This window comes from Pseudalkalibacillus berkeleyi, from assembly GCF_021608225.1.
Taxonomy (GTDB): domain Bacteria; phylum Bacillota; class Bacilli; order Bacillales; family Fictibacillaceae; genus Pseudalkalibacillus; species Pseudalkalibacillus berkeleyi.
In genome coordinates, this window is record NZ_JAKIJS010000001.1 from 1,723,363 (window position 1) to 1,743,381 (window position 20,019).

The 20,019-nt window shown below is 38.0% G+C and carries 20 protein-coding genes and 1 other annotated feature; of the genes, 4 read left to right on the forward strand and 16 right to left on the reverse strand.

Translation table 11 applies throughout. From position 1 onward, the window contains the following. Nucleotides 1–82: 82 nt before the first annotated feature. Nucleotides 83–1,135: a M42 family metallopeptidase gene (locus L2716_RS09205; RefSeq protein ID WP_236333897.1), complete on the reverse strand. Its 1,053-nt coding sequence runs from the start codon at nucleotides 1,133–1,135 to the stop codon at nucleotides 83–85. Between the two features lie 93 nt (nucleotides 1,136–1,228). Between L2716_RS09205 and L2716_RS09210 the strand changes: the two genes are divergently transcribed. Further along, entirely contained in the window at nucleotides 1,229–2,104 is an 876-nt protein-coding gene (locus L2716_RS09210) for a hypothetical protein (protein WP_236333899.1), read from the forward strand. A gap of 10 nt (nucleotides 2,105–2,114) precedes the next feature. On the opposite strand, the gene L2716_RS09215 is transcribed toward L2716_RS09210, so the two are convergent. From L2716_RS09215 to L2716_RS09245, 7 genes are all read right to left on the reverse strand, one after another. Then, nucleotides 2,115–2,291 carry a hypothetical protein gene (locus L2716_RS09215; protein WP_236333901.1) on the reverse strand — a complete coding sequence of 59 codons (177 nt, stop codon included), beginning with the start codon at nucleotides 2,289–2,291 and terminating at the stop codon, nucleotides 2,115–2,117. A 125-nt stretch (nucleotides 2,292–2,416) separates the two neighbouring features. Then, a complete protein-coding gene (locus tag L2716_RS09220) occupies nucleotides 2,417–3,520 on the reverse strand; it encodes a M24 family metallopeptidase (RefSeq protein WP_236333903.1) in 1,104 nt (367 codons plus the stop codon). A 40-nt stretch (nucleotides 3,521–3,560) separates the two neighbouring features. Next, nucleotides 3,561–4,955: a sodium:solute symporter family protein gene (locus tag L2716_RS09225; RefSeq protein WP_236333905.1), complete on the reverse strand. Its 1,395-nt coding sequence runs from the start codon at nucleotides 4,953–4,955 to the stop codon at nucleotides 3,561–3,563. 532 nt (nucleotides 4,956–5,487) lie between these two features. Beyond that, complete coding sequence (locus tag L2716_RS09230) at nucleotides 5,488–5,688, reverse strand: hypothetical protein (protein WP_236333907.1); 201 nt, start codon at nucleotides 5,686–5,688, stop codon at nucleotides 5,488–5,490. Between the two features lie 97 nt (nucleotides 5,689–5,785). Continuing rightward, on the reverse strand, nucleotides 5,786–7,174 hold the full coding sequence (gene nhaC, locus L2716_RS09235) for a Na+/H+ antiporter NhaC (RefSeq protein WP_236333909.1): 1,389 nt from the start codon (nucleotides 7,172–7,174) through the stop codon (nucleotides 5,786–5,788). 64 nt (nucleotides 7,175–7,238) lie between these two features. After that, nucleotides 7,239–7,430, reverse strand: a binding site (T-box leader). A gap of 101 nt (nucleotides 7,431–7,531) precedes the next feature. After that, nucleotides 7,532–8,128: a molybdenum cofactor guanylyltransferase gene (locus L2716_RS09240; protein ID WP_236333911.1), complete on the reverse strand. Its 597-nt coding sequence runs from the start codon at nucleotides 8,126–8,128 to the stop codon at nucleotides 7,532–7,534. Continuing rightward, on the reverse strand, nucleotides 8,125–8,703 hold the full coding sequence (locus L2716_RS09245; RefSeq protein ID WP_236333913.1) for a 5-formyltetrahydrofolate cyclo-ligase: 579 nt from the start codon (nucleotides 8,701–8,703) through the stop codon (nucleotides 8,125–8,127). Before L2716_RS09245 ends, L2716_RS09240 begins: the two co-directional genes overlap by 4 nt. 116 nt (nucleotides 8,704–8,819) lie before the next feature. On the opposite strand from L2716_RS09245, the gene L2716_RS09250 reads away from it, so the two are divergent. Then, nucleotides 8,820–9,734 carry a nuclease-related domain-containing protein gene (locus tag L2716_RS09250; protein ID WP_236333915.1) on the forward strand — a complete coding sequence of 305 codons (915 nt, stop codon included), beginning with the start codon at nucleotides 8,820–8,822 and terminating at the stop codon, nucleotides 9,732–9,734. Between the two features lie 546 nt (nucleotides 9,735–10,280). Here the strand turns inward: L2716_RS09250 and rpmG are convergent. Further along, nucleotides 10,281–10,430: a 50S ribosomal protein L33 gene (gene rpmG / locus L2716_RS09255; RefSeq protein ID WP_221565576.1), complete on the reverse strand. Its 150-nt coding sequence runs from the start codon at nucleotides 10,428–10,430 to the stop codon at nucleotides 10,281–10,283. Between the two features lie 328 nt (nucleotides 10,431–10,758). Here rpmG and L2716_RS09260 point away from each other — a divergent pair, with 328 nt between their 5' ends. Both L2716_RS09260 and L2716_RS09265 read left to right on the forward strand, forming a co-directional pair. Continuing rightward, nucleotides 10,759–10,962 carry a hypothetical protein gene (locus tag L2716_RS09260; protein WP_236333917.1) on the forward strand — a complete coding sequence of 68 codons (204 nt, stop codon included), beginning with the start codon at nucleotides 10,759–10,761 and terminating at the stop codon, nucleotides 10,960–10,962. Nucleotides 10,963–10,976: 14 nt separating this feature from the next. Continuing rightward, complete coding sequence (locus tag L2716_RS09265) at nucleotides 10,977–11,462, forward strand: hypothetical protein (RefSeq protein WP_236333919.1); 486 nt, start codon at nucleotides 10,977–10,979, stop codon at nucleotides 11,460–11,462. A 90-nt stretch (nucleotides 11,463–11,552) separates the two neighbouring features. Here the strand turns inward: L2716_RS09265 and phoU are convergent, their stop codons facing one another. The 7 genes from phoU to L2716_RS09300 form a co-directional block, all read right to left on the reverse strand. Next, nucleotides 11,553–12,212, reverse strand: a complete 660-nt coding sequence (phoU, locus tag L2716_RS09270; RefSeq protein WP_236333921.1) for a phosphate signaling complex protein PhoU — start codon at nucleotides 12,210–12,212, stop codon at nucleotides 11,553–11,555. A gap of 13 nt (nucleotides 12,213–12,225) precedes the next feature. Then, nucleotides 12,226–13,050: a phosphate ABC transporter ATP-binding protein PstB gene (gene pstB / locus L2716_RS09275; protein WP_236333923.1), complete on the reverse strand. Its 825-nt coding sequence runs from the start codon at nucleotides 13,048–13,050 to the stop codon at nucleotides 12,226–12,228. Between the two features lie 37 nt (nucleotides 13,051–13,087). Then, entirely contained in the window at nucleotides 13,088–13,966 is an 879-nt protein-coding gene (pstA, locus tag L2716_RS09280; protein WP_236333926.1) for a phosphate ABC transporter permease PstA, read from the reverse strand. A gap of 1 nt (nucleotide 13,967) precedes the next feature. Continuing rightward, nucleotides 13,968–14,918: a phosphate ABC transporter permease subunit PstC gene (pstC, locus tag L2716_RS09285; RefSeq protein WP_236333927.1), complete on the reverse strand. Its 951-nt coding sequence runs from the start codon at nucleotides 14,916–14,918 to the stop codon at nucleotides 13,968–13,970. Between the two features lie 103 nt (nucleotides 14,919–15,021). Beyond that, nucleotides 15,022–15,990 (reverse strand): PstS family phosphate ABC transporter substrate-binding protein, encoded by a 969-nt coding sequence (locus L2716_RS09290; RefSeq protein WP_236333929.1) that lies wholly within the window; start codon nucleotides 15,988–15,990, stop codon nucleotides 15,022–15,024. Nucleotides 15,991–16,404: 414 nt separating this feature from the next. Further along, on the reverse strand, nucleotides 16,405–18,468 hold the full coding sequence (locus L2716_RS09295) for a peptidoglycan D,D-transpeptidase FtsI family protein (RefSeq protein WP_236333931.1): 2,064 nt from the start codon (nucleotides 18,466–18,468) through the stop codon (nucleotides 16,405–16,407). A 108-nt stretch (nucleotides 18,469–18,576) separates the two neighbouring features. After that, on the reverse strand, nucleotides 18,577–19,842 hold the full coding sequence (locus L2716_RS09300) for an MFS transporter (protein WP_236333933.1): 1,266 nt from the start codon (nucleotides 19,840–19,842) through the stop codon (nucleotides 18,577–18,579). Between the last annotated feature and the right edge of the window lie 177 nt (nucleotides 19,843–20,019).

Below are 20,019 nucleotides of genomic sequence, written 5' to 3' on the forward strand. Positions count from 1 at the left end.
AATATTTGATCGTGCAAAAAAGGACTACCTACAATGAAGACGTCTCGTCTCCCATAGGTAATCCTTATAAGCTACTGTAATCTTAGTTTTTCATATCAGATTTCAAATAATGATAAATTAATTGACCTGTATGATAGAGAGAAGTTTCATGCGTACGTTCAAACGCATGAGAAGCATCGATTCCAGGTCCGATTAATCCGTGCTTTATATCAAATCCTGCACGAATGGCAGCCGAGGCATCTGAACCATAATAAGGGTAGATGTCCATTTTGTACTCAATTTCATTCTTTTTCGCCAGATTTTCTAGATGTTTTCTTAACCCTAGGTGATAAGGGCCGCTTGAGTCTTTCGCGCATATGGATACGGTATATTCATCTGTTGATTGTCCGTCACCGATCGCACCCATATCAACTGCTAAATATTCTTCAGTTTCTACTGGGATATTTGAATTTCCGCCATATCCGATTTCTTCATTATTAGAAATGAGGAAATGAGTCGTATGCGGTAAAGAAGATCCCTCTTCTTTCAACTGTTTAATGACATGCATCAATATCGCTACGCTTGCCTTATCATCTAGATGTCTGGATTTAATGAAACCACTCTTAGTTGTTTCTACACGAGGATCGAACGAAACGAAATCCCCTACTGAAATTCCAAGTTCCTTCACGTCATCAATTGAAGTTACCCGCTCGTCCAAGCGAATCTCTATATTGTTTTCATCCCTTTTCGCTTCACCAGAATCTTTATAAACATGGACGGATGTTTGATGCATTAAGATTGTGCCGCTATATTTTTTATGATCTGAAGTTTCTACTTCACAATACTCACCTTCAACGTGATTCCATCGAAATCCACCTATCATTGACAGCTTTAGTCTACCATTTGGCTTAATTTCCTTAACCATCGCTCCTAGTGTATCTACATGTGCTGTCAAAAAACGATGTTGCTCATTGTTTTGTCCTGGCAAGGTGATTAATAGACCACCTTTATGATTTCTTCGAGTCTCGATATTTAATTTTGTAAAGTATTCATCAACGTGTTGAATCACAGCGTCGGTATTACCAGATGGACTTGGAATGGATACCAACTCCCTGATTAATTCCATTATTTCTGTAGTATTGATGCTTTTCTTCATATTAAAAACTCCCCCTGTTTAGAACTATACCTTCTAAATCCATGTACATCCTCATACTTTATATTGAGAGTTGTCCATGGAGGTCTAAAAGATATGAAAAGAAAACAATACATGTTCGCCATTCTTGTCATCATAACTTCATTGTTCCTCTTCTTTTATTTTAACCATTCATCAGATGTAAAAGAAAGCATTATCTATTTTCCTATTGATCCGAAAATCTTTTTTGAAAAGACTGACACTGTTCTGAATGTCCCTAAAAAGCACGATGAGGATGAATACACCATTCAATGGGATGTGGAATCGACCCTTGGAAAAAAGGCATATTTACGACAGGATATTTCGCTACTTTTCGAGGATGGCATGTTAAAGGAGACACTTTCGAAATGGGGAGAAAATACAAATCAAATCCTACAGGAGAAAACGATTAATAATGAAGATAGCGGTCACTTTGAGGCCATTAGTTTTCACCATGCGGAATTACATTATCCGAATGACGTGATTAGAAGCGCTCAATCGATGAGCTATGATCAGTTGTATGTAATTGATTCGCCGTTAAAACCGTTAGAATCATTTAAGGATCCAGAAACGGAAGAAGATAAAATAAATAAAAAGATATTAGATCATGCTACAAACCAACAATTAAAAGTGATTTGGCATAATCTCATCAAATACTTTAATGTTCCGGTTGATAACTATTACATGATTCCATTGACGAAGATATATGATTATTCGTATATTCCTCTCCCCGGACTGACAAAAGAAAAAACCGATCAAATCATCGGCGGATTATGGGAAGGAATTTACAAGAATTATTTCTTAGGGATTAAAAATGATAAAGGAGAAATCGAACCACCTAACGGCAGCAGTTTACCACTCATATTATTGAGTAAAGATATGACACATTTACTGTTCTTAACTGAAACAAAATCCGGCTCAAATATACAACTCGTTCAGTATTTAAATCAGTAGTTCCTTAATGTTAAAACATATCTTGTACGATCTTCTCTCTCACACCTGGCATTTTGAGAAATCCTCGGATGGCAATGGTACGGAGAAGTTTCATACCTAGTATCATATTTAGAAGCTTATAACGGTTTTGGTAGATCAACATTGCTGCAATACTCAAAATCATCCATTTAATAAGTCCGTTTCTCATGTTATTTACCACCTTTCTTCTATACTATCTGATAATGTACGAAGAATTATACTGGTTTCTTAAACTTTTCGAGGTCATGATCACATAAAAATGCCCGGAAGCATACATGCTTCCGGGCTTTTTATTTAGTTCCCTACAATTTGTAGTTCCTTAGGATATTTCGTTAACGTTTCATAACCATCTTTTGTGACAAGCACGTCGTCCTCTATACGGACACCGCCGACTTCTGGCAAGTAGATACCTGGTTCAATGGTATAAGTCATTCCTGTTTTAAGGACGTGATCATTATCCTCACTCATAGAAGGATATTCGTGGACATCAATTCCAATTCCATGTCCGATTCTATGAGGGAAGAATTCACCGTACCCTGCATTTGTAATCACTTCACGCGCTTTTTTGTCGAGGTCACCAAGTCGTGTTCCTGGCTCTGATATGTCTAAAGTAAGTAGTTGTGCTTTAAGAACGATATCATAAATTTCCTTTTGCTTATCATTTACTTCTTGGAAAGCTACCGTACGTGTGATGTCAGAGCAATACCCGTCTAGGACAACACCTAGATCAAATAAGACAAGGTCGCCTTTTTTAAGTTTACGGCTTCCCGGATTACCATGAGGTTGTCCTGACTTTTCACCAAATAGAACCATTGTTGAGAAAGACATTTCGCGAATACCCTTTTTCTTTAGTTCATATTCGATTGTGGCTAGAACCTCCATCTCGGTACAACCCTCACGTAGCGCATTAACGCCCGTCTCGACTCCGAAGTCTGCTAGTTCAGCAGCTTTTCTGAGGATGGCTAGTTCTTCTTCATCTTTTATAAGTCTAAGTTCATTCAATTTATCTTCTGCGTTGTTGAACTTGACAGAAGGATATCTCTTCATCAATTGCTCTGCTCGTCCATATGATAAGGTTTCTTTCTCAATTGAAACTTGCTTTGCATCATCAATGCCACGTTTCTTCAATGCCGAATGAATGAGATCCCAAGGCTGGTCCGCATCACCGTGACCGATAATATCATACTTCCAACCCGCATCTCTTACTTGAGAAACTTCCATACCCGGACAAACAAGAAATGGATCTTGATCAGGAAATACGAAAAGTCCTAGTAAACGCTCATGAGGCTCACAATTGAAGTTTGATAAATAAAACACATTAGCTGAAGTATGAACAAAAGCAAATGTTTGCTCCGTTTCTTTCAACCAGTTTGAAAATTGTTCGAGACGTTGATTCAATTAAAACACAACCTTTTTCCAAAAATTCGATTTTACAATTTTATCGCTGAGCTGTCTTGTTTGAAGTTACTAAAGTAACAACTATGAGTACGATAACCGCGACTGGTACTGCGAAAAGAACACTGTTCAATTCAAATGGTTTCGCTAGAGGGATTTCCCATACTAAGGTCGTTACGACACCCGCTACCATTGATGATACACCACCATAGATATTCACGCGTTTCCAGAAGAAGACAGCTAGTACAGCTGGCGTGATACCTGCACCATATACGGTGTACGCATACATTTGTACAGACAGAACCGTCGGGAAGAAGCTAATGATGACATATGCAAGCACCCCAAGGATGACGATAAACCATTTCGTCATTTTCAGTAATTGTTGATCTGTAGCTTCATTTTTCATATACTTCCCAACAATATCATACGTTACGTTCGTAGCCGCTGACAACAGATATGAATTTCCTGTCGTCACGATAAAAGCGGTGGACGCTGCTAGAAGAATACCGCCTACAAAAGTAGGCATCGCTACTGTAGTAGCCATTAATGCCATTCCTGGATCGATATTCGGGAACAACGATCTTGAAGCAAAGGCAATAAATCCAATTGTAGGAGAAATTAATAGCATAGCGACAAGCCAACCGATTTGAGCTTTTTTGGATGAGTTGTTCCCTTTTGATGATGCTAGACGTTGATACATGTTTTGATCTGCCAATAATAAGAACAGTGATGGCAACAAATAGCCTAATAGTTGAATATTCGTCAAAGAACCACTGAAAGTCAGGTGTTCTGCCGGTACATTCGCCACGATACTGTCCCAGCCTCCTGCGATAACAAAGATCGTAGGTAAAGTGATACCAAGACCTGCGACCATCAAGAATGCACTGATTGCATCCGTAGGTGCCACAGAACGGAGCCCACCTATTGTAGCTAAGAATATAATGAGTGCTGCGCCGATAATCGTTCCTACTTCTACAGAGATGCCTGTCGTAAGGTTAAGAATGAATCCGAAACCTTTCATTTGATAGGATACGATACCAACGTATGCAAGGATAATAATAATTCCAGCCAGCATCCTCGCGAACGGACCGTATTTTTCTTCTAGAATCGAAGAAACTGTATATTTACCGAATGCTCTAATTCTAGGAGCAATAACATAAAGAACAAGTATTCCAATCAAAGTCGGTATCGCCATTAGTAGCGATGGAATAATTCCATAACTATAAGCCATTGAAGTTTCTCCACCAGAGATACTTCCGCTTCCTGTCCATGTCGCTAGCAATGTTCCGGTAAGTACTACTGCACCCAGACCCTTACCTGCCAGGATGAAGTCTTCACTATTTGAAACTTTCTTTGAGAAATAAACGCCTAAACCTACCATGAGAATCCCATATGCAATGACATACCATAGTAAATTTGGATTATGTGTAATTTCCATTACGTTATATTCACTTCCTTGTCTAAGTTGTCGTTTCTTGTGATGCGCACCGTTTTGTATCCTAACACAATTTGTAAGACAGCAAATTCAAGAAATCAAAAATGATTGGTATAACCTAGTAACATTTGTTATTTTCTTCATAAAAACAACCACTATCATCACCTTAATATGGGAATTAAAGTGTGATAATGGTTATATATAGCATTTCCGTAGTAAGTATATACTGAATTGTTCTTCTCATAAATGTCTAAAACGCGTTATTATTATGAATATTCTTGTTCTTCATTCATAACTTCCATTATAAACGATGTCTTCTTCTAGGAAGTATAGCTTTAATAAGTGACCGTGGTATAAATGTAACTAGTCTAAATATACGACTAATGATTCTCATATTGAAGCTCCTCCTTCATACGTGGTTACTCCCGGTTTACACGTTTTGGAGGATTTTTAAACATTAGGCTGAGTAATCATTCCATGTCACCATTACAGGTAGACATAAAGATTCGACCATTTAGATAGAGTAATCCACCTCTCATTCTTTCTCATGCTCCATTTTCGCTTCTAATTCCCGTTCAATTTCTTCATTTGATACCCGATTTAAGCTATCCTCATCAATTTCGAACTGTTTCATAAGCTTATTTAACTTATCATTCATAACGGCAAGGCTGAAGATGACATATAGAATAATTAAAATCTGGATGATGAGAAAAATAAATTCTAATACATTTTCCATCCAAACGCCTCCCTTAAGAAAATGGACTACTTAATCAAAAAAAGCTGTTTGGAACATGTTATGAACCAAACAGCTTTTTTACATCTATTTTTCATAATTACTCGTTTTCTAATGCCTTGTTTTTCTTACCAACTCCAACACCTAAGTAACCAAATAAAATCGTAAATAACGGTGACAAGAAGAGGAAAAAGACATATGGCATATAATCGAGCACACTGATTTCTAGCGTCGACGCGAAGAAAGCACCACTTACTCCCCACGGGATCAACGGATTCACTAGTGTACCTGCATCCTCTAATGTTCGTGATAGATTCCGAGGATCAATGTTCTGTTTTTCGAAATGTGGTTTAAAAGTTTGACCTGGAATGAGGATCGACAAATATTGTTCTCCAGTTAGCACATTTACACCTATAGCTGACATTGCAGTTGTTGCAATCGTGTTCCCTCTGCTACGGATCTTATTTTTCATAAGATTGACGAAGGAGTCAAGCATGCCGAGACCTCTAACAAGTCCACCAAGTGCAAGAGCAATCCAAATGAGTGAAATGGACCACATCATTGATTGAATCCCACCACGGTTAATGATTTTATCAACAGTCGCTTCTCCTGTCTCTAATTCAAATCCATTTTGCAACATATTAAAGATTGCACTAATGGAACCTTGGCCTTGTACACCCCATATTGTCAGAACACCTGTTATGACACCTATGATTAAAGCAGGAATTGTTGGAAAGCGTACAATTGCTAATCCAATCACAACGAGTGGCGATAATAGCGTCCAAAAACTGATGTTAAAGGCGCTTTGTAGTTGCGTTTGTACGGATTGAATAGAAGTAAGTGCTTGGTCTCCATTAACTCCGCTGCCCATCATCAGAAATATGAAAATCGTGATAATTAAAGCCGGAACAGTTGTCCACATCAAATGCTTTATATGACTGAAAAGCGGAACGCCAGCAACAGCGGGGGCAAAGTTTGTCGTATCCGATAGAGGAGACATCTTGTCCCCAAAACACGCTCCACTAATAATTGCTCCAGCTGCAAGCCCTGGATGCACACCTAGACTTGTTGCGAGCCCCATCAAAGCTACACCTACTGTTCCAATTGTCGTAAATGAACTTCCCGTAAACGTGGAAACAATGATCGTGAGAACTAAAGCGCTCAGCGTAAACCAGCTTGGATCAATCACATTTGTCCCGTAAAAAAGCATGGTAGGAACGGTCCCGCTCATCATCCAGGTGCCTATCAACATTCCGATGATCATCAGAATTAGAACCGGTTTTATTCCAATTGAAATACCGTCGATTAAGCCTTTCTCCATTCGCTCCCATTTATAGCCGAATGCTTTTGCCAAAATTGCAATGGCTACTAGTGATATGAGCAACGGAATGTGTGGTTCTGTCTTCAATATCAACATTGAATACAATATGATGCCGATTAATAATACAAATGATATCAATGAAAACGTCTGTTGTTTCTTTGCTGCCATTTTTTAAACCTGCCTTTGTTTTCTTATATTCTAGCTTATCCATAAAAAAAACTGTCAACACTAACACAGGGGCGATTGAATCGCGGTACCACCCTGCTTGATGTGTTTAACAGCATCTTCTCTACATAGATAAAGGTATGTGACCGATTAAGCTCCACGAATGTAATTTCGTCTAACCTCTTCCTTAGCTTCCACCAGCCGCCAAGTCTCTAATGTTTGAAGAAATCGACTACTCATTTCGCTTCAACGCTTTTGTGCTTTTGTGCGGTTAAGTAATAATGTATATCTACTATAAAATCAAATCAATCATTCGTCAAGAAGTTTTAACTAAAAAACAAAAAAACTGACACCTTTCTGTTAGCGTGTCAGTTCAATATAATCTCCTGGTGTATTCACATTCTTAAAGCAACTCATTCGTTCTTCAGACGTGTAGTGAAGATAAGCGCAGTTCGTTTGTTGAAGCAAATCCGTCAGCCTACGTTTATCAGACTTCAGTATCTTTGGGATCAACTCAGTAATTGACGCAGAGTATATAGCAGCTAACGGTTGAATTCGTCCATCCACACAAGGAATGATTGTACAATCTGATGTGAGCATCTTTTTCACCGCATATTGTTGCTGAAAAACGGATGACCTCATAATCGGCATATCACTTGCAAGCACAAAATAATCTGCAGCAGGCAAGTACTTTATCCCACTATAAATGCCGGCTAGCGGACCCATTCCTTTATATTCAACCACATCTGTTATGACGTCAATCTGGTCATCCAATTCATTTAACTGATTTTCGATAGACGGGTGCGCAACAATCACAATCCTCTCTACTAAAGGGCGTAGTACGTCAACTGCTCTTAAATAAAAAGGGATGCCATTTAACTTCTCTAGCGCTTTTGGTGTACCATACCTTCTAGACTCGCCCCCAGCAAGTATGATACCGACCTTATTCAAGTTCATATTCTTGCTTCCGTTGCATGTACTTTTTTAGGTAGAATGAGATAATCTACAGGTTTATCAAATGACTCTCTCGGGATATCATTATTGAGTTGAACCGGGTGTAGTAAAGAGACTGTTGTGCCCGTATAACGCTCTAAATATCTGTCGTAAAAACCGCCCCCAAATCCAATTCGGAAACCTTCTTCATCAAAAAGGAGACCTGGTACGATAAGGAGATCGATTTCATCTGGTGTGATGAGCTCGGTTTTTTCAACGACCGGTTCTTTAAGTCCAAAATAGACGACTTCAAGCTGCTCAAATGAATCAATTTTACGAAAATCCATTGAAAAATCCTTCGCATGACATTTCGGGACAACGACTGTTTTCCCTTCTTCCCAAGCCTTCTCAATAATCGGATATGTATTTATTTCGTTGCCTCTAGAGACGGTCACTCCAATTGTATCGGATTTTTTCCAGTCATCAGTTTGAAACAGCTGCTCTCTAATTTGTACGGATTCTTGATCGCGGGTTCCATCAGACAGATTAGATAGCTTTTTTTGTATATCCATTCGCATTTTCTTCTTTAATTCCTTCATACTATCACCTTCCGTTACAACCTATGTATAACGATTTTAACATAAATGTCTTGCGGTCGAGCTTTATTCAATTTATGATTATGTAAAAAGATGGTAAGGGGAGATGGTTATTGCTCATGAAAGTAAGAACAGTGCCCGAGGAATTGCAAATATTACGTGCTCTAAACTACCGTAAGTTGCTTTCAAATAAAGATAAGAATAAGTATATAAACGCAGAAAAAGGATATGAAGGAGAATGTAAGTTTGATGAATGGCTATCACCATTAATAAGTGGAAAAATTGTTTTGAATGACTTGTTACTGGAGTATAACAATTCTATTTTTCAAATTGATTCTCTCCTGCTTACTACTGAAAATATCATACTCTTTGAAGTGAAAAATTTCGAAGGCGACTATTATATTAATGGTAGTGAATGGTATTCGATGAAAGGTAAAGTAATCAACAATCCCCTACATCAATTACACCGAAATACTGTATTGTTACGAGGACTCTTAAATGAATCTGGACTAAAGCTGCAGATTGAACCCCAACTAATTTTTATGAATCCCCTCTTCCAACTCTATCAAGCACCAATTGAACCACCAATTATTTTTCCAAACCAGTTAATTCGATACAGAGCAATTTTGAAAAAAGACCGTTCATTTATTAATGACAAAATGAAAAAAATTGCCAAACATCTCTTATCTCTGCACCTCGATAAGAATCCCAACTCCCGCTCACCTAAATATCATTATAATGAGCTTCAAAAAGGAACCATCTGTCCAAGTTGTCACCAAATGTATAGAGAACTTACAAAAACTATATTAGTGTGTGGCAGTTGTGGCGGCACTGAACATTACGAGCCCGCTATATTAAGAACGATTGCAGATCACCAACTTCTTTTTCCAGACAAGAAAATTACTACTGACGAAATACACCAATGGAGTGGTAAAACAGTGTCTAAAATCACCATTCGGAAACTTTTAAATAAGAACTTCAAACAAGTGAAGTGTGGACCATCAACGTATTATGAGATTAGAGTTCAAACGTAAATCAAGAAGATTGTTTTTACTCATCCTACAGATATTTAGCTTAATCTTATCCTCATATCGGGGTTTTTCCTATTTTGAGAGAGGATAGAGCCCTTATCTTAACCTCATAACGGCGGTTTTCCTATTTTGAGAGAGGATAGAGCCCTTATCTTAACCTCATAACGGCGGTTTTCCTATTTTGGGAGAGGATAGAGCCTTTATCTTATCCTCATAACGGCGGTTTTCCTATTTTGGGAGAGGATAGATCACTTATCTTAACCTCATAACGGCGGTTTTCCTATTTTGGGAGAGGATAGATCACTTATCTTAACCTTATAACGGCGGTTTTCCTATTTTGGGAGAGGATAGATCACTTATCTTAACCTCATAACGGCGGTTTTCCTATTTTGAGAGAGGATAGAGCGCTTATCTTTCCCTCAAATCCAGTGATTCTCTTTTTCGGGGAGGATAGAGCGCTTATCTTTCCCTCAAATCCAGTGATTCTATTTTTAGGGGAGCATAGAGCGTTAAGAAAAAGAAAAAAACAGCAGGAGATGTCCTACTGTTTTACTTCGTCTCACGATGTAGTGTGTGACGCTTCAATCTTGGGCTATATTTCTTAAGCTCCATGCGATCTGGATTTGTACGTTTGTTCTTAGAAGTGATGTAATTACGGTCACCAGTTTCTGTGCAAGCTAATGTAACTTGTACGCGCATATCGTTTCCCTCCAAACTATCTACGATGTTTAAGCGTACGAAAGAATCACCCCTGTTGGATGACCGATCGCTTAACAATAATGAATAATTTCTTTAGTCGAAATGACACCTTTGTATAATATCAAATTCGCACGGAATAATCAAGATGTAACCTCAACAGAACACACATGATTTTGCATATATTTTACCACTATTTTAAAGGAGATTGTTCAATCGGCAAAAAATGTCGAATTTTAATAGGAAGAACGTTTCAAATTTGCCCAAAATACTATCATGACGACATAGACTGTGATATAAAAGAATAGGAAAACTATTAAGGAGGAGCATAATGGAATTTACAATTATTACGTTATTGATAGCGGGCATAGCATTGATCGTTCTTTCATTCTTCAAGCAAAATAAAACACAACAGATCGAAACGCAATTAGAGAACGTATCTATACAATTAATGAAAGAATTATATCAGATCAATAAGAAGATCAAAGTTCTAGAAGAAGAAATGATGATCACTGATCGAAAAGAGATACGATAAAAGGAGTAATCACCATGTTTAATAGCGGGTTAAGGGGTTTTGGAGCAGGCCTGATCGTTGCTGCAGGGGTACTTGCATTGGTCTATTACCAAGGGGCAGATGACCAAAGTAATGAAGCGGATGCTGCAAATTCAAAATCTATTACATATGAAGAAGTGAACCACTTCTTAGAAAATGAAGGTTTGGTAGCTGTAGGCCAGAACGAGCTTGATCAGTTAAAAGCAGACCAAGACAAACAAGCTGATTCTAAAAAGAATGATGAAAAAACAGAACAGCCTAAAGAAGAAAAAGTAATTGAAACAACTGTGGTTATATCAAAAGGGACATCCACTGGACAGGTTACAGACTATTTAGAGAGTAAGAAGATTATTAAAAATAGCGATGATCTCCTGAGCTACCTCCGTTCAAATAACTTAGAATCTAAAGTAAGATTCGGCAATTATAAGGTCAATAACAAAATGACGCTCGCAGAAATTGCCAAGATTATCACGTCACCATAAACCATAAAAAAAGAGCAGCCAAATTGGTTGCTCTTTTCATTATTATAAAAAAGGGAACTGATTTGCATCCTCAGTTCCCTCGCTATTTTTCTATTCGTTTAAGTCATAGTGTTTGCCTTTGACAAGGTATACGATGTTTTCACCGATATTTGTTGCATGGTCTGCTGCACGTTCAATATAGCGACAGATGAAGCTTAATTGTATGATTTGGTTCGTTGAGTCTGGATAGTCCTTCATACTGCCGAGTAACTCCTGAATCAACTGACCATATTTTTCATCGACAAGATCATCACGATCTGCCATTTTTTTAGCGAGTACAATATCCTCATCATTGTATGCTTGGATTGCTTCTACCAACATCGTCTTAGCTGATTCAGCGAGCTCAGGTATATCCACTAATTCTTTAATCAGAGGCTCTTTACCGATCCGAATGACAGATTTAGCAATGTTAACAGCAAAGTCTGCGATACGTTCAACATCAGAGGAGATCTTGATGGCAACGATAATTCTGCGCAAATCACTTGCTACAGGCGCTTGTTTCGCAATCAGCAAAATCGCTTTGTCGTTAATTTCTTCCTCTAAATTGTTTATACGAAAATCATTGTCAATAATGCGGAGTGCTTTATCTACATCTTGCGTTTTCAATGAATCGATCGCGTCATCTAGTGCACTTTCCGCTTGGCGACCTAAGTCAACCAACATATCTCTTAACTCATCAAGCTGGGTTTGAAAACTTTCTCTTACAACCATTCTATTCCCTCCCTTATCCGAAACGTCCAGTAATATAGTCTTCTGTTCTCTTATCTTCTGGGTTTGAGAACAGCTTGTCCGTATCAGAGAATTCAACGACCTCACCATTTAAAAAGAATGCTGTCTTATCTGAAATGCGGGCTGCTTGTTGCATGTTATGCGTTACGATGATGATACTGTATTCTTTCTTTAAATCCTGTACGAGTTCCTCTACTTTCAACGTCGAAATAGGGTCCAATGCAGAAGTAGGCTCATCCATTAAGATGACATCAGGTTCAATTGCGAGACAACGTGCAATACAAATTCGTTGCTGTTGTCCACCTGAAAGACCGTATGCATTTTCATTCAATCGATCCTTAACCTCATCCCAAATTGCTGCTCCTTTCAAGCTTTTCTCTACAATTTGGTCGAGTGTTTTTTTATCTCGGATCCCATGAATTCTTGGTCCATAGGCAATGTTTTCATAGATCGATTTAGGAAACGGATTCGGTTTTTGGAAAACCATCCCTACTTGTGTTCTTAATTCTTCCACTTTATATTTCGGTTCAAAAATATTTCGCTCTTTGTAACTGATCGCTCCTGATACTTTTACAATCGGAATCGTTTCTACCATACGGTTTAACGTTTTTATGAATGTTGATTTTCCGCACCCTGATGGTCCAATGATCGCTGTTACTTGTTTTTCAGGAATCTGAAGATTGACATCTTTTAGTGCATGATCTTCACCGTACCAAAGGTTCAGCTGGTCTACACCATACACTGTCTTTGCAGGTTCTTTCGCTTCGTTTTCCACTTTATTTACTGGAGCACTTTTGCGCTCATCGACTACTGTTTTCATTAAAGAAACCTCCTCAATTTATCATCAACGCGCTAAATTAGTATCGCTTCTGAAATTTGTTTCTTATTATGACTGCGATTGAGTTTAAAATAATTAGCATGACAAGTAACACGAGAATACCTGATGCTGCGAGTTCTTGGAATTCTGCTTGTGGTCGGGACACCCAGTTATAAATTTGAATCGGCATAACCGTAAATCCTGAATAAACACTCTCAGGTAAGAATGCGATAAAAGTTAACGCACCAATCATGATAAGAGGTGCTGTTTCACCAATCGCACGCGAAAAGGCTAAAATAGATCCCGTTAAAATACCTGGAACTGCAGCCGGTAGTACAACTCTTCTGATTGTCTGCCACTTGGTAGCTCCCATCGCAAAGGATGCGTCCCTCAACTCTTGTGGAACAGATCGAATCGCTTCTTGAGCGGCTACTACTATAACAGGTAAAATTAACAAGCTTAACGTATATCCACCAGCTAACACACTTCTGCCCATTTCAAGTAACCGAACAAATATCGTAAGACCTAGCAAACCAAATACGATAGAAGGAACACCTGCTAAATTTGAAATGTTGATTTGAATGAGTTTCGTAAATTTATTTTTTGGTGCATATTCTTCTAAATAAATCGCCGTTCCTACCCCTAGGATAAAGGATACGGGTGCTGTTACAGCCATGACCCATAAAGTCCCGACGATCGCTGCTTTAATTCCAGCCTTTTCAGGGAATCGAGAGGCGAAATTCATGAAAAATTCCGGAGTAATGTAACCGATCCCTTGTGTGACGATTCGATAAATCAAAATCCCTAATACGACAAGTCCAAATAATGTAGCCATTAACAGAATCGCTCGCTGTACATTGTTCATAATGAGTCGGGAGGTCATTTTCTTTTCGACGGTTTCTTGATTGATTAACTTCATCTTAGTAAACCTCCCTGAAACGTTTTGAGATATATTGAGCAAGTAAATTCATAATAAGTGTAAAGACGAACAAGGTCATCCCTACTGCATAAATACTGTAATAAATGGTTGTTCCATATCCAGCATCACCTAGACTGACTTGAACGATATAAGCTGTCATCGTTTGAATGGATTCAGTAGGATCTAACGTTGCTTTAGGCGATGAACCCGCTGCTACTGCGACAATCATCGTTTCACCGATTGCTCTAGAGATTCCTAATACAACAGATGCGATAATTCCTGACATCGCTGCTGGTAAAACAATTTTAGTTGCAACTTCAAACTTTGTAGCACCCATCGCGTATGCACCATCTCGAATCGAGTTTGGTACTGAGTTCATTGCATCCTCAGAAAGTGATGCAATCATCGGAATGATCATGATCCCTACAACAAGTCCAGCACTAAGTGCGTTGTAAATCATTACTCCGTCTATAAAAGTTCTGAGAATAGGTGTAACGAAAGTTAGTGCAAAGAATCCGTATACGATTGTTGGTATTCCTGCTAATACTTCAAGGACTGGTTTAATGATTTGCCTCGTTCTTTGGGATGCATATTCACTTAAGTAAATCGCAGAGCCTATCCCAATTGGAACAGCTACAATCATCGCAATCCCTGTAATCAATAACGTTCCAGCAACTAGAGGCCAAATCCCATAACTTGCATCTTCGCCTGTATAGAATGGTAGCCATTCCTTACTCGTAATGAATTCTATAAATGGCACTCTATTGAAGAAAGTGAATGTTTCTACAAGCAATGTAAAAACAATCCCTATAGTTGTTAAAATCGAAATGATACCACAGAACAATAAAAAATATGGCACAAGTTTTTCAATAATTTGAGTGCTAGAACCTTTACGTTTGTTATGTCGGATCATTTCACTCACAGAACGATTTTCTTTATTTGACAATCCCATATTGTTTGCCTCCCTCACATCACAACAAAACGGGATAAGTTGAGATCATTGAAGGATCTCACCCATCCCAATTTTGTAAAACAAATCAACTAATCTCTCTCAGTTATTTACCTGCAACTTCTTTCATTTTCTTCAGTTGCTCTTCATATTTTTCTTTCGGTAAAGCTACATATCCAACTTCTTTCGCATATGATCCAGAGTTTTCAAGTGCGAATTTCACATAGTCATATACTGCATCGTTGTTCTTGATTGATTCATGTTTAACGTATGTGAAAAGTGGACGAGAAAGTGGGTTGTATTCACCTGACTGAATCGTATCAGCAGTTGGTTTAACTGCTTTACCTTCTTCGTTTTCAATTGGAACGACTTTTAAGTTATCTTTGTTTTCAAGGTAGTATGCATAGCCAAAGAACGAAATTCCACCTTTAGATCCAGTAACACCTTGAACTAGAACGTTATCGTTCTCAGAAAGCTGAGCGTCTTTACGGATTCCTTTTTCATGCAAAATTTCTTCATTAAAATAGTCAAACGTACCTGAATCTGTACCAGGAGCGAATACTTGAATTTCTTCCTCAGGCCAACTTTCTCGAACATCTGCCCAAGTTTTCACTTCACTACCACGTTTGAAGATTTTGTTTAGTTCTTCTACAGTTAATTTATCTACAAAATCGTTTTCTTTATTTACAACTACAGAAAGACCGTCATAAGCAAGTGTTAGTTCCGTAAATTCGATACCATTGTCTTCTGCAAGCTTCTTCTCTTCTTCTTTAATCGGACGGCTTGCGTTACTAAGGTCTGTTTCACCTTTTGTAAACTTCTCGAATCCACCGCCAGATCCTGAAACACCTACAGGCGCTTTAATGTTAGGATTTTCAGCATTGAACTCTTCTGAAACAGCTTCCATGATTGGGAATACAGTAGATGATCCGTCGATCTTAACACTTCCACTTGTTTGACCCTCTCCACCTTCTGCACCTGTTCCGCCTTCTCCATTTCCATTACCACAAGCTGAAGCTACAACTAGTAGTGCAGCGAGTACAAGGAATAGTGAACTCTTTTTGAATGCTTTCATTACGAAATCCCCCTGTTTTTTTGTAGTTGGGTAAGAAATAGAGCCGTATGATATCTCTCCATTTCAATTGGGCAATTGCCCTTACAATGCACATCTTATCGATTAGTTATTAAGTGTGTATAAATGGATTGTTAAGGTTTTGTAAAGATGAAAGTTTTAAATGCAAATAAACCCCTATTTTCTTCAAAACCAGCACTAAAACTGTCTATAATGCCACATAGAGTTGATTTTCTGGAAGCTCTATGTCATTTTTGCTTTAATAAGGAATGAACTACTTGAAATTCATTCCCTGTTTGCGGGCGAACCGCAAGCCCCTAACGTTGTAGAGCTTATGAATTTCATCTCATTTTCAACTTAATAAAGCACAAAAAAAACCAAGTAGAAGAACTCTACTTGGTTTTGTTATTAGTTATATCATCTTTCTTCTTTATTGTTATTTTCACGTTCTTTTTCATTTTTTTGATTGGGTTGGTCTAATAGGTTTTCTTGATGCCCTTCTTTCTTAATATCAAAGTATGCATCCAAGATTTCACGACCAATTTTATTGTTTATGCCACCTTCCTCTGCATATGGGCTTACAACCGCGAATGCAACTTCCGGATTGTCAGAAGGTGCATATCCAACCAATGTCAAAATATAAGAATCACCATCATATTGGGCTGTTCCTGTTTTCCCAGCTGCCGTATATCCCTCTGTATTTCGGAAGTAGTAACTTGCAGTTCCTTCTTTCGTATTCATTACAGACCAAAGTCCTTGTTTTACTCGGTCAATCCACTCTTGCTTCATATCAATTCGATTCAATACTTTTGGCTCAAATGTATAAATACTTTCTCCGGGATTCTCTGCACGCGCACTTGGACTTCTAATTTCTTTCATTAAATGAGGTTGCATACGGTATCCGTTGTTGGCGATCGTAGAAATGTACTGCACCATTTGCATCGGTGTATACGTATCAAATTGTCCAATACCCATATCCATTAGGTTACCAAGCGCTTTGACTCCCCCATTGTATCCATCATCTTCATAAGGTAAGTCAATACCAGTCGGCACACCTAATCCAAATTGGTTGAAGTAATAACGCATCGTTTCAAAAGCCTGTTGAGGTTTGGTGAAACCTTTCTTCTCACTGTAGTCATATCCTGCCATCATCATAGCGATCCGGAACATATAAACGTTTGACGACTTTTGAAGGGCTTCAATATCGTTTACATAACCCATGTTTTTATAAGATTTCTTAATTTTAGTTCCTGGTAATTTGAGTGGCGTATCGTAAAGCACTGTACCTGGTTCAATGACGCCTGTTTGAAAACCTGTTAAAACGGTTGCTGCTTTAACAGTTGAACCCATCGGATATTGATTATAGACATTTCCAAAAGGTGCATCTTTAAATTTTCCACCCTCTAATTTTTTGCCGACCATTGAATATATTTCGCCCGTTTTCGGGTTCATCATTACGACATAAGAGCTTTTCAGTTGATTATTTTCTGTATACTCTCTTCTAGCATCTAATATTTGTCGCTCAACAATTTCTTCCACTCTCTTCTGAAGCTCCATATCAATCGTTAGAACAATATCCTTACCTCGACTACCTTTTAATTCTTCAGGCTTTCCGACAGGATTACCAGACTTATCGGTAACATAATTGATTTTTGTTTTCGTTCCTCGTAATACGGACTCATATTGTTCTTCAAGGAAACTCGTACCAACTAAATCATTACGGTCTCTACCTTCGAGTACATATCCACTAATCAATTCCTTCGGGATTTGACCGACTTTCCCAAAGATGGATTGCAGGGTATCCTTATACGGGTATGTACGTCGAGCATCGGGCTTAATATCAATGGTTCCATTGAATTCATCAAGATTCTCACTGATCACAGCTATTTCTTTAGAGGTAGCTCCAATTTTCACACGTTGAGGTGTTAATGCGTATCCTCTTATCATTTCACGCCAAATCGCTGCTATCTCTTCCTCTTCTTCAGACAAGTTAATATCTTCAGCATCCAAACGATCGATGACCAGGTTGTATTGTTCCTTATCGCTCAGCGTCTCTAATTCCTTTTGTGTGAGTAATTTCTTGTATATTTTTTGAGCATTCACTTTATACGAGAGGTAGAAATCCTTCGTTTCTCTTTCCGTAAGTTGATCTGTGTCCTTTTCGATATACTTTGATAGTTTCTTCGCAATATCATAAATCTCTTCTTGTTTTGTATTATTAGTCCGAGTAAATGTTACGGAAAATACAGGTTCATTATCCACCACTACTCTCCCATGGGTGTCGAACATTTTACCACGAGGCGCATCAAGTTTAGCCGTTATATTTTCAGTCCGTTCTGCTTCTGCTTGAAAGGATGTTCCATGAACAATTTGAACGACACCTAACCTTAAAATTAAGGTTGTAAACAATAAAAAAACCGCTAAAAACAGGATGTTCAAGCGTAAAGGAACATGTGTCTTCTTTCTGTTTCTCTCGACCATGTATACATCTCCCCAAAAATATGTAGAATAGACACCCAAATAGGTGCCTGTATAAGCATAAATTGCTTTTATATTGTATCGTATTCATATATCAAAAAAAAGTCTAAGTTATACATTTGATCCGTTTTCGTTCGAAAGTATTAACTCGTTGTTTTCATCCTTGTTTTCAAATTTTATTTTCCGTACACAGAAATAAATTAAAGAATGCCCAATCCCAACAATCGGTAGTAAATATGGAATACTTGTCTTTTCATCAAAAATTGTGATGGCAATAATGAATAAACAGATCGAAGTTATTCTCCCATAGTTTAAATACAATTCTCTAACAACAATATACTCTATCCGCATTTCCCTTGCTTTCCAACTACGACCAATCACATCATACGTTAACGAAACGTAAGGAACGAGAAGTATTGGGTATGCGATTGAGATGATCACACCATAAGTAATGAGCTTCGCAAAGGTTAGTTCGAAAAGAATTAAACTTAATGCAGCGTACAAAATGATGCCACCAAATAATATTGCTTTTTTTCTGTGCTCTGACTTAATAAATCTCGTTGCAACATAATAGGCTAAAAACGAAACGGCAGAATTAATCAATCCAAACGTTCCTAATGCCAATTCACTATTAGTCGTGATAAATACCCAAACGACGATAACAAATAAAAAGGTTCCTTCCCTAAGTCCTTGAAAATAATGGGCATACAAAATACCTTTCCAATTTGCATTTCGCTTTCGTTCTTTTATAATTCTTACAAAAGAATAAACCCCTTCAGCAGATCTACGATTTAGCATAAAGCTCATGATCACAGCTGCAAAGAATAACGTTAGTGAGATTGCAAAGATGGTCTTATAACCGACCAACTTATCCATTCTTGTTATGATCCAACCAGCTAAAAATGGTCCTACCATCCCGGCAAATGAGGTTAATAACCCAAGAAATCCGTTAAAAAAATCTCTCGTATCAGGCTCAGTAATTTCAAAGGTCAACACATTAAACGCAAGCCAGTAAAACCCCATACCGATGCCCAGCAGTGCTCCAAGTAAAATTAAAAATTGTTCTGCATGAACGCCAAGTAACAATACGGTCAGATAAAAGACCGCTAAACTGATTACGCCAAGCCTAAGCACGATAACGCGATCAATTCTTTTCGCTAATCGACCTGCAATAATAAAGGTTATCGGTTGAAAGATCACGATAGACAGATTGTAAATGGCAATATCGATGAATTTACCCGATTGTTTCCATAGAAACACATTAACAAAGGTATTAGACAAAGCTATGCTGAGTGCATATAGTCCACCTATGATTAAAAGCATTAAGAGGTCTTTCGTTATTTCAATGTTTCCGATCATCTTTTTCAATGCATTCATCATTTGTCTCCCCTTTACTCAATTCTAGTTTTCCTTAAAGCCTTCTCACTATTCCATAAGTATTTAGATCATCATCAAATACTCGTCCGACAAAGTGAGATCAAATTGAGCAAAGCCTATACACACCAACAAATAGATTCACCACATCAGCAAGAAATTTCTGTTACAAATAAAAAA